Below are 9,945 nucleotides of genomic sequence, written 5' to 3'. Positions count from 1 at the left end.
CGAACATCGCCAACGACCCCTGCACCGACACCAACGACCGCAACCCCGAGTCACCGGCCTCCAGCTCCATGCAGGCCAACCCGTACGCCGTCGCACTGGTACCCGCACACCCATAACCCTCCAGATGCATTCCCAACACACCCAACGACCCGAGCTCCTTGGCCAGCTCACGGGCCGGAATCGACGCCGACTCATACCAACCAGCCAGCTGCGGCTTCACCTTCGACTCGACGTACTTGCGCACCGTGTCGCGGATCGCGACATCCTCCTCCGAGAGCAACGCGTCGGTGTCGAAGAACTGGAGCGGCGTCATGGATGCCTTCGACACGGCGGTGGTGGGGTGGTCGTTCACGGGGTCTCTCCTGGGCGGGATCGGTGGGGGGGTCATGCGGAACGGTCGGGCCGGGCGCTACTTCGCGAGGTCGGCGAAGGCGCGCTCGGAACCGGGGTGCACCGGCACGGGGTCGCTCTTCTCACCGTTCTCCAACGCGATCTCCTTGGCCGCCGGGTGGACGTCGACCAGCTTGTCGGTCTCGCCGAAGACCAGGGTGGTCAGCGCGCAGGCCAGGTTGTCGCGCATGTCGTTGCGGACCATCAGCAGGTTGGGCACCACGATCGACGGGACGTCCTTGTCGAGCTCGTAGGTGGCGGCGGGCACGGTGCCGGCCTCGTAGACCTGGTTGATCTTCTTCAGCTTCGGCAGCAGCGGTGTGGCGTCGAGGAACTTCACGTCGTCACCGACCGAGGTGACCAGGTCGGTCAGCGCCGGGGTCGGGATGCCACCGGACCACACGAGGCCGTCGATGCTGCCGTCCTTCATGCCGTCGATGGTCTTGGTCAGGTCGAGGCGCTGGGCCTTGACGTCGCTGGTCTTCAACCCGGCGGCCTCGATCAGCTTGTTGGCGATCACCTCGGTGCCGGACTGCGGCGAGCCTGTCGAGATCCGCTTGCCCTTGAAGTCGGCCACCGAGTCGATGCCGGAGTCCGTGCGCACCACGATCTGGGTGTAGTTGGAGTAGATGCGACCGATCGTCGACACGTCTTCGGCCGAGTCGAAGTCACCTTCGCCGTTGACCGCGTCGGCAGCGGTGTCGGCCAGCGAGAACGCCACGTCGTAGTCGCCCTCGACCAGCTGCTGGATGTTCTGCACCGACGCCCCGGTCTCCGCGGAGGTGGCCTGCACGTCGGTCTCGTCGTTGATCAGCTTGGCGAGGCCGCCGCCGACCACGAAGTAGACGCCCGTGGAGTTGCCGGTGGCGATGCTGAGGCGCCCTTCGCCGGCGTCACAGCTGGACTCGTCGGCTCCGCTGCCGGCTTCGTCCCCGGCCTGTTGACCACCGCATGCGGCCAGGGTCAGGGCGGCGGTGGCGATGCCGGCGGTGAGGAGGGCGAGCTTCTTCTGCTTCTTCATGGGAGTGACCGTTTCTCTGATGGGGTGGGACGGAGGGAAGGTGACGCGTGGGCGGGAATGGGGATGCTCAGGACTGTGGGGCGGGCTCTGCGGTGCGGTCGCGCCCACGCACCGCCAGGTGGAGCAGTACGGCGACGGCCAGCACGACGCCGCCGGCGATCATCGAGAGCGGCTCGAGGTAGAGCAGCAGCAGCGCGGCGGCGAGGCACAGGAGCCGTTCGACCAGGCGGGTGGGGCCGAACATCCACCCAGTGGTGGCGACGGCGAGCCCGGCGACGGCGAGGCAGCAGACCACCGTGGCACCGACGACGCCGGCCAGGCTCCCCCGGCCGAGCAGCAGCGACCCGTTGTCGGTGACCACGAACGCGAGCGGTGCCAGGAAGGCCGGCAGGGTGTACTTGCAGGCCTGCATCATCGTCGGGATCACCTTGCCGCCGGTGATGGCGGCGGAGGCGACCGCGGCCAGCGCCGTCGGCGGGGAGACCTCCGAGAGCACGGCGTAGTAGAAGATGAACATCGCCACCTCGGGGGCGCCGACCCCCAGCGAGATCAGGGCCGGGCCGATGACCACCCAGCTGAGGATGAACGACGCGGTGACCGGCACGGCCAGGCCCAGGATCAGGATCGCGATGGCGGAGAAGATCGCCGACAGCAGGATCAGCACGGCGTGGTTCGGCGCGATCGCCTCGGCCGCCTGCACCAGGAAGTCGGCCAGGACCTGGCCGAGACCGGTCTTGGCGATGGTGGAGGTGATGACACCTGCCGCCGCGCAGACGGCGATCACCGGCAGTCCGGAGCGGATGCCGCCGGCCAGGGCGCCGTACAGGCGGGAGACGAAGTTGACCAGCGAGGCCTTCAGCTCCATCCGCTCACCGGGGCCCTCGTCGGTCTCACTGAACCCGCTGACCACCGGGCGGCGGGAGAGGAACGCCTCGGCCAGGCCGAAGGCCGCGGCCACCAGCGTGGCGTAGACGACGGCCTTGAACGGCGGCACGTCGATGGCGAGGAAGAAGATGATCACGCCCAGGCTGAGGAAGTGGTAGCCGGAGCGGGCCAGCAGCTGCCAGGGGCTGCCGATCGCGAGCTCGACCCGCTTCGCGCCGAAGCGCCGGGCGTCGATCTCGACGGCGATGAAGATGCCGACGTAGTAGAGCAGGGTGGGCACGATCGCCCAGCCGAGCACGGTGATGTAGGAGACGCTGAGATACTCCGCGATGATGAACGCGGCAGCACCCATGGTCGGCGGCGAGAGGATCGCGCCGATTCCGGAGGCGGCCAGCATGCCGCCGGCGGACTCCTTGGGGTAGCCGGCCCGCTTGAGGATCGGCCAGGCGAACGAGCCGAGGGTGACCGCGGTCGCCGTACCGGAGCCGGAGACGGTGCCGAGCAGGAAGCCCGAGGTGGCCACGGTGCGCCCCGGCGCGGTGGAGGACTTGCGGAAGAGCGAGAACGCGAACTCGACGAAGAACCGGCCGGCGCCCATCCGCTCGAGGACGGCGCCGTAGATCGTGAACAGCACGATGTACGTCGCGGCGACGTCGAGCGGCACCCCGAAGAATCCGCTCGCCTCGTTGTAGAGGGCGTTGACGATCTGGTCGATGTTCAGGCCCATGTGCGAGATGGTCCAGTGGATCGGCAGGTAGCCGCCGTAGTAGGCGTAGGCGAAGAAGACCAGGCAGACGGCGGGCAGGACCAGGCCGGTGGTGCGGCGCGTGGCCTCGAGGACCAGCACCATGAGCAGCAGGCCGGCCGCGATGTCGAGGTCGAGCAGTGATCCCTGCCGGTCGAGGAAGCCTTCGTAGCCACCGAACCCGTACGACGTCTGCGCGATCGGCAGCACCGGGTAGAGCCCGACCACCAGGGTGACCAACGCCAGGGCCCAGTCGACGATGCCCGGGTTGTCGTTGCGCTCGGTGGCGTTGAGCGCCTCGATCGGGTCGTGTCGTGAGGCCCGGAACCGGTAGCAGACGAAGGCCAGCGGGAGTGTGGTGGCCAGGAACAGCACGAGGTAGTACTGGCTGCCCAGGGTCAGCGGCCAGAACACCTGCTTGAGCACGAACAGGGCGACCAGGAAGCACCAGAGGTTGACCAACCGGTCGACCCGCAGCGACAGCCGTCGGCCGGGCCGCTCCTCGTCGAACTCTGCGGCCAGCTTCTCGGCGTCGGCGGCGGACAGCTCGAGGCCGTCCGTGCGGTCGCGGGGGGTGGCGGTTGGGGTAGGCATGCTGGGTAACGTAGGGACGTGAACCACGTCACATCCACACTTGGCTGCGAGACTTTACAGAGCCTTGAGGTACGCCGCTCCGATCCCTCCTGAGGACCCATGCGCATCCTTCTCGTCGAGGACGACGACCGAGTGGTCGCCGCCCTCGAACCGGCCCTGCAACGGGCCAACCTGATCGTCGACCGGGCGGCGACCGCGGCCCAGGCGATGACGATGCATGCGGCCGCCGACCTGATCCTGCTCGACATGGGGCTCCCCGACCAGGACGGCTTCGCCCTGTGCCGCCAGATCCGCGAGGTGAACCCCGTGCCGATCATCGCGGTCACCGCCCGCCGCGAGGAGTCCAGTGTCGTGGCCGCACTGCGTGCCGGGGTCGACGACTACGTCACCAAGCCCTACCGGCTCGCCGAGCTGATGGCGCGGATCGAGGCGGTGATGCGCCGCAGCGGTCGGCGTACGGTCTCCGAGCGCGCGGAGTTCGGCGGCATCCGGGTCGACACCGGGGCCCGCCAGGCGTACGTCGACGACGAGCCGGTCGCGCTCGCGCCCAAGGAGCTGGACCTGCTTGCCCTGCTGGTGCAGGGCAATGGCGACGTGGTCACCCGGGAGTCGATCATGGAGGCGATCTGGCACACCTCGTGGGTGGGCGCCTCCCGCACGATCGACGTACATGTCGCGAGCCTGCGCGGGAAGCTCGGCCGGCCGGAGCTCATCGAGACGGTGCGCGGCACCGGCTACCGGGTGGCTCCCGCTCGCGCCGAGGGGACGTGAGCGGGTGAGGCGCCGACTCGTCACGGTGGCGGCCGCCCTGCTCGGCATGCTGCTGGTCGCGCTGATGGTGCCGCTGGTCAATGCGTACGCCGAGGATCGCACCCAGGACGTCTTCGTCCGCCGCCTCACCGACGTGACCCGCTTCGCGGTGCTTGCCGAGCGGGCGTTGGAGGACGGCCACTTCAACGAGTTGGAGACCGACCTCGAACGCTACGCCGACGTGTACGGCGGCACCGTCGTCGTCACCGACGCCAACTCGGTGGTGATCGCCGCATCGACGCCGGGCGCCGACGCCCGGGACCCGGACGTCGCCCGGGCCGTCGAGCAGGCACTGTCCGGCAGTGGCACCTCACCGCCCCCGACCGCGTGGCCGTGGCAGGGCAACCCGATCGTGCTCGGTTCACCGGTGGGCCGCGACGCCCAGGTCCTCGGCTCGGTGATCCTCGTGACGCCCACCGACGACATCCGGTCCGACGTCGGGGTGCGGCTCGGCCTGCTGGTCCTGGCCGGTCTGGCCGTGCTGGTGCTGACCGCCGTGGGCGTGGTCGGGCCGTTCGTGCGCTGGGTGCTGCGGCCGGTCAGCAGCCTGGACGAGGCGGCACTGAAGCTGGCCGAGGGAGACCTGTCCACCCGGGTGCCGGCGCTGGCCGGGCCACCCGAGCTGCGGCACCTCGCACGGTCGTTCAACCAGATGGCCGACAACGTGGAGACCTCCCAGCAGCAACAGCGCGACCTGATCGCGGACGCCTCCCACCAGCTGGGCAACCCGTTGACCGCCCTACGGCTGCGCCTGGAGAACCTGCGCGCGACGACCGGCGACGAGGGCGAGGCCGACCTGGCGCTCGACGAGGCCGACCGGCTCAACTCGATCGTCGAGTCGCTGCTCGACCTGAGCCAGGTGGGTGCCCACCAGGTGACGGCGCAGCCGGTCGACGTGGCCGCGCAGGCCCGGCACCGCTGCGAGATGTGGGCGCCGGTGATCGAGCACCTCGAGGTCGACCTGCCCGTGAGCGCGACGGCCCTGGCCACGCCCGACATCGTCGACGTCGCCCTCGACGCCCTGCTCGACAACGCCGCGAAGTTCGCCGCCGGGTCCCGGGTCGAGGTGCGGCTGCGCACGCTCGACGACCACGTCGTGCTCAGCGTGCGCGACCACGGTCGGGGCCTGCATGCCGATGACCTCTCGCAGGTCGGTGCCCGCTTCTTCCGGGGCCGCGAGCACCAGAACATCGGCGGCACCGGGCTCGGCCTGGCGATCGTGCGGGCGCGCGTGGAGACCTTCGGTGGCCACTTCGCGATCGGTCCGGCCGAGGGCGGTGGGCTGGTCGCCGAGGTGATGCTGCCGCGTTGGACGGGGGCTCAGCCCCGCTCCCTGAAGTAGCGCAGCGCGCCGGGGTGCAGGTCGAGCGGGCTGGTGAAGATCGCCGCATTCAGGTTCGGCTGCGGCACACCCGGTGCGATCCGGTCGATCGCGTCCTGCGCCTCGAAGATCACCCGGCAGACGGCGTAGGCCACGTCGTCCGACATGCCCGACGACACGACGAGGTAGTTCTTCACGCTGACCGTCGGCACCACGTCGGGCAGGTCGTACGTCGAGGCCGGCACCAGACCGTCGACGTACTCCGGGCCGTAGGTCTCGGCCATCGGGTCGACGGACTCGGACAGATCGACCAGGCGGATCGTCGTACGCCGACTCAGGTCGAGCACCGCCTCGTTCGGCAGCCCGCTGACGAAGAAGAACGCGTCGAGGTCACCCGCCTCGAGGGCCGCGGTGTCGTCCTGCAGTGACTGGCCCGAGGCCGACACGTCGTCGAGGCTGAGGCCGTTGCGGCCCAGGATGCGTTCGGCGGTGACCCGCGTTCCCGACGACAGCGCACCCAGACCGACGCGGCGTCCGGCCAGCTGCTTCACCGCGGTGATGCGCGAGTCGGCCCTGACCACGAGGTGCACGAAGCTGTCGTAGGAGCGGGTCAGCGCCTGCACGTCCAGTGGTTCCGCGAAGCTGCCGTTGCCTCTGCTGGCGTCCGAGGCGGTGTCGCCGAGCGAGAACCCGAGGTCCGCTCCGCCCTCGGCGACGAGGCGCAGGTTCTCCACCGACGCATCAGTCGCGATGGTCCTCGCGGTGAGCCCGTCGAGGCGGCGGGCAAGCACGGTCGCCAGCGCCTCGCCGTACCGCATGAACACGCCGCCCGGGTTGCCGGTGGCCAGGGTCAGGTCGACGTCCGCGAGGTCGGACCAGTCGTCACCGAGGCACCCGGCCAACGACCAGGCGGCCGGCGCGACCAGGCCGGTCACCAGCAGTCGCCTGCGGGAGACGACGAGGGAGGGCATGACCCGAGGTTAGTGGCGTGGAACGTGCCGCGGAAACGCAGAACGACCTCCCTAGGGAGGTCGTTGCGTGGTGGAGCCGCCTGTCAGAATCGAACTGACGACCTAATCATTACGAGTGATTCGCTCTACCGACTGAGCTAAGGCGGCGCGTTGTCCGGGACGGATCCCGGACAACCCGGGGAAGTATACGGTGACTGGCGCCGCCCGTCGAAATCAGATCGACGACCGGCCCCGGAGCCGGTCGTCGAGGGGGAGGATCCGGTGGATCAGGCCGCGTTGGCGGCAGTCTTGGCGGCGGGCTTGGCAGCGACCTCGGACTGTCCGCCCGTGGTGCCGTTGTGCCAGAGCTGCTCGGAGCCGCACCAGCAGGTGTAGGTCATTGCGGTGACGCCGTCGATCTGGGCCATGCCCGTGACCTGGCTCGGGAAGATCAGCATCTTCTGGTCGCATGCGGTGCAGTGGTTGACGAACATGGTGACCCCCTCAAGGTCTCGTTGATGCCGGTTGGTTGAAACTGGCACTACCAATTCTCCGACAGAACAACCAATAGGGGTAGCCTCTCTTTCCTGTAGATCCTCAAGGGAGTCCCTATGCTTTCCCTGCACCAGCTGCGCTGCTTCCTCACCGTCTATGAACGCGGCTCACTGACCGCGGCCGCCGAGCACCTCGGCTACGCCCAGCCCTCGATCTCCGAGCAGATCCGCACGCTGGAGAAGACGCTCGGCGTGCAGCTCTTCGCCCGGGTCGGTCGCGGCGTCACGCCCACGGCCGCGGCCGAGACCCTGCGTCCGCACGCCGAGCGGACCGTCGAGTCCGCCGAGGAGGCCAGGCGCGCGGTGCAGTCGGTGACCGCCCTCGAGACCGGCACGATCCGCTTCGGCATGTTCGGCACCGCCCGGTTGTACGCCGGCGCCTCGCTGATCGCCGACGTGCTCGAACGGCATCCCGGCGTCCGCGTCGAACTCGTCGGCCAGAACTCCTCCGACGTCCAGGAGGACCTCCGCCGCGGTCGCATCGAGGCGGCCATGATCGCCGTACCGCAGGTCAGCAGCGAGGGCATGACCGTGACCCCGGTGGCCCACGACGAGCTGGTCTACATCAGCGCCCATCCCGAACGGCTGCGCACCCCGGTGACCGCACAGCGGCTCGCGAAGGCGTCACTGGTGATGCCCGAGACGACCTGGCGCGCCGACGACTCCACCCGGATCGTGCTGCGCGGGATGATGCACGAGACCGGCCTGAACCCACAGACCCGCATCGAGGTCGAGGACGTCGAGACCGCCGTCGAGCTGGTCGGCATGGGACTGGCCGACTCGGTGATCCCGCGCGGTGCGGCGGACTCGCTGCTCCCCCGGCTGGCACCCAAGGCCGGGTTCGTGTCGCTGCGACCGCGTCAGGTCGACACCATCGCGATCGTGCACCGGGTGGGGGCCACGCTCTCCCCCGCCGCGAAGCTGATGATCGAGCTGGCGACCGCGCGGATCCAGGCGATCGCGGAGCCGATCTGACCAGCCTGGGAACACTCGTTGGTGGCTCATGGCTGTTGCAAGGCGCCGAGACGACCAGCATCCACCAACGAAGCGACGAGCCCTCTCGAAGGGCGCTCGTTCCCCACTCCCTCACACCGAGGAAGCTACTTGCACTCCACGTCGGCGGTGGGGACCTCGCCCTCGATCAGGTAGGACTCGATCACGTCGTCGACACAGTCGTTGCCCATGTTGTAGCCGGTGTGGCCGTCACCGTCGCGGCTGACCAGGATCGCCGGGTCGAGCTGCTTGGCCAGCGCCTGGGCCCACTCGTAGGGCGTGGCCGGGTCGCGCGTCGTACCGACCACCAGCAGCGGGTCGGCACCGGCGGCGGTGAGCGGCGGACGCTTGGCCGGCTTGGGTCCCTGATAGCCCTCGCAGCCCGCCATGCCCCAGGCGAAGACCTCGCCGAAGGTCGGCGACGCCTTGCGGAACGCGGCGAACGTGGAGGGCACCTTGCGGATCGGGGTGAACGACGGGTCGTCCTGGCAGTTGATCGCGAAGATCGCCTCGGAGCTGTTGTCGTCGTAGCCGCCCGAGGCGTTGCGCGAGGAGTAGAGGTCGGAGAGCTGCAGGAGCCCGGTGCCGTCGCCGTCGAGGGCGTCGCCTAGGGCGTTGTCGAGCAGCGTCCAGTAGTCGGCGTTGTAGAGCGGCGCCACGATGCCGTAGAACGCGTTGCCGATGGCGAGCTGTCGGCTGCCCACCGTCATCGGCTTCCGGTCGACCCCGGCCAGGAAGTCCTTGATCGTCTTCAGTGCCGCGGCACGGGTGTCACCGAGGTAGCAGTCGCCGCCGTCCACGCAGTCGTCGACGTACGCCGTCAGCGCCCGCTGGAAGCCCTCGGCCTGGCCGAGGCTGGCCTGCTTCGAGCTCAGCGACACGTCGACGGCGCCGTCGAGCACGAGCCGGCCGGAGCGGTCGGGGAACAGGTCGGCGTACGTCGCACCGAGCTTCGTGCCGTACGACGCACCGAAGTAGGTCAGCTTGTCCTCGTCGAGGGCAGCGCGCAGGACGTCCATGTCACGGGCGGCCTCGACCGTCGAGACGTGGGCCGCGACGTCACCGCTGAGCCTCTTGCAGCCCGCGCCCATGCGCAGGTTCCACTGCCGGAACGCCTTCACCTCGGCGGGGGTGTCGGGGTCGGGGTCCCCGGCGATGTAGCGGTCGAGCTGGGCGTCGCTGAGGCAGTCGACCGGCGAGCTCTTGCCCGTGCCGCGCGGGTCGAAGCCGACGATGTCGAACTTCTGGCGCACCGGGTCGCCGAACGCATAGTCGGCCTGGTCGGCGTAGCTGGTGCCGGGTGCGCCGGGGCCGCCCGGGTTGACGACCAGGTAGCCGACCTTGCCGGCGTCGTCGTCGGCCGGGCGCATCAGCAGGTTGAGGTCGATCGTCGCGCCGGTCGGGTCGTCATAGTCGAGCGGCACCTTGATGGTCGCGCACTTGCGGGCACCGCAGGCCGACCAGTCGACCCGCTGGTCGTAGAAGGTCTGGAGCGCGGGATCGGGAGCCGCCTGGTCGCCACCGGTCACCGAACCGTTCTCGTCGTCGGGGACCGCCGGTTCGCCGATCGTGCCGGACGAGTCGTCCTCGTTGTCGAGGGCGAGGTTCCACACCGTGGTGCCGACCACGAACAGCACCAGGACGGCGAGGCAGACGATGGCGACGATTCGTTTCACGCTGGC

9 protein-coding genes and 1 tRNA gene are annotated in these 9,945 nt (G+C 69.5%); 3 read left to right on the top strand and 7 right to left on the bottom strand.

Annotation, left to right across the window (positions count from 1 at the left end; all coding sequences use genetic code 11):
• The 3 genes from ASD30_RS27450 to ASD30_RS08340 all read right to left on the bottom strand — a co-directional run.
• Window positions 1-313, bottom strand: a 313-nt coding sequence (locus ASD30_RS27450) for an acyl-CoA dehydrogenase family protein (RefSeq protein ID WP_235532540.1), incomplete at its 3' end; no start/stop codon positions are given.
• A 96-nt stretch (window positions 314-409) separates the two neighbouring features.
• On the bottom strand, window positions 410-1,411 hold the full coding sequence (locus ASD30_RS08345) for a TAXI family TRAP transporter solute-binding subunit (protein ID WP_056679907.1): 1,002 nt from the start codon (window positions 1,409-1,411) through the stop codon (window positions 410-412).
• A gap of 67 nt (window positions 1,412-1,478) precedes the next feature.
• The gene (locus tag ASD30_RS08340) at window positions 1,479-3,635 is read right to left on the bottom strand and encodes a TRAP transporter permease (protein ID WP_082563685.1); all 2,157 of its coding nucleotides are present in this window, start codon (window positions 3,633-3,635) and stop codon (window positions 1,479-1,481) included.
• 99 nt (window positions 3,636-3,734) lie between these two features.
• On the opposite strand from ASD30_RS08340, the gene ASD30_RS08335 reads away from it, so the two are divergent.
• A complete protein-coding gene (locus ASD30_RS08335; protein WP_056679904.1) occupies window positions 3,735-4,406 on the top strand; it encodes a response regulator transcription factor in 672 nt (223 codons plus the stop codon).
• Window positions 4,407-4,410: 4 nt separating this feature from the next.
• Window positions 4,411-5,787: a sensor histidine kinase gene (locus ASD30_RS08330; RefSeq protein ID WP_056679901.1), complete on the top strand. Its 1,377-nt coding sequence runs from the start codon at window positions 4,411-4,413 to the stop codon at window positions 5,785-5,787.
• Here ASD30_RS08330 and ASD30_RS08325 read toward each other — a convergent pair.
• The 3 genes from ASD30_RS08325 to ASD30_RS08315 all read right to left on the bottom strand — a co-directional run bounded on the left by ASD30_RS08325 (window position 5,766) and on the right by ASD30_RS08315 (window position 7,210).
• Window positions 5,766-6,737: a TAXI family TRAP transporter solute-binding subunit gene (locus ASD30_RS08325; RefSeq protein ID WP_056679898.1), complete on the bottom strand. Its 972-nt coding sequence runs from the start codon at window positions 6,735-6,737 to the stop codon at window positions 5,766-5,768. The two genes, ASD30_RS08330 and ASD30_RS08325, sit on opposite strands and share 22 nt — an antisense overlap.
• Before the next feature lie 71 nt (window positions 6,738-6,808).
• Window positions 6,809-6,884 (bottom strand) — tRNA-Thr (locus ASD30_RS08320).
• A 119-nt stretch (window positions 6,885-7,003) separates the two neighbouring features.
• Window positions 7,004-7,210, bottom strand: coding sequence for a hypothetical protein (locus ASD30_RS08315; protein WP_056679895.1), 207 nt, complete (start codon window positions 7,208-7,210; stop codon window positions 7,004-7,006).
• A 117-nt stretch (window positions 7,211-7,327) separates the two neighbouring features.
• Between ASD30_RS08315 and ASD30_RS08310 the strand changes: the two genes are divergently transcribed.
• Window positions 7,328-8,245: a LysR family transcriptional regulator gene (locus tag ASD30_RS08310; protein ID WP_056679892.1), complete on the top strand. Its 918-nt coding sequence runs from the start codon at window positions 7,328-7,330 to the stop codon at window positions 8,243-8,245.
• A 125-nt stretch (window positions 8,246-8,370) separates the two neighbouring features.
• On the opposite strand, the gene ASD30_RS08305 is transcribed toward ASD30_RS08310, so the two are convergent.
• On the bottom strand, window positions 8,371-9,939 hold the full coding sequence (locus ASD30_RS08305) for an alpha/beta hydrolase (RefSeq protein ID WP_056679890.1): 1,569 nt from the start codon (window positions 9,937-9,939) through the stop codon (window positions 8,371-8,373).
• Window positions 9,940-9,945: the final 6 nt, after the last annotated feature.

Source organism: Nocardioides sp. Root140, assembly GCF_001426745.1.
In the GTDB taxonomy this organism is placed as follows: domain Bacteria; phylum Actinomycetota; class Actinomycetes; order Propionibacteriales; family Nocardioidaceae; genus Nocardioides.
This window is presented reverse-complemented; position numbering and strand designations above follow the sequence as displayed.

Excerpts from the sequence above, each read along its gene's own strand:
- ASD30_RS08345 (WP_056679907.1), bottom strand. The coding sequence starts at position 1,411 with ATGAAGAAGCAGAAGAAGCTCGCCCTCCTCACCGCCGGCATCGCCACC.
- ASD30_RS08340 (WP_082563685.1), bottom strand. The coding sequence starts at position 3,635 with ATGCCTACCCCAACCGCCACCCCCCGCGACCGCACGGACGGCCTCGAG.
- ASD30_RS08335 (WP_056679904.1), top strand. The coding sequence starts at position 3,735 with ATGCGCATCCTTCTCGTCGAGGACGACGACCGAGTGGTCGCCGCCCTC.
- ASD30_RS08325 (WP_056679898.1), bottom strand. The coding sequence starts at position 6,737 with ATGCCCTCCCTCGTCGTCTCCCGCAGGCGACTGCTGGTGACCGGCCTG.
- ASD30_RS08315 (WP_056679895.1), bottom strand. The coding sequence starts at position 7,210 with ATGTTCGTCAACCACTGCACCGCATGCGACCAGAAGATGCTGATCTTC.
- ASD30_RS08310 (WP_056679892.1), top strand. The coding sequence starts at position 7,328 with ATGCTTTCCCTGCACCAGCTGCGCTGCTTCCTCACCGTCTATGAACGC.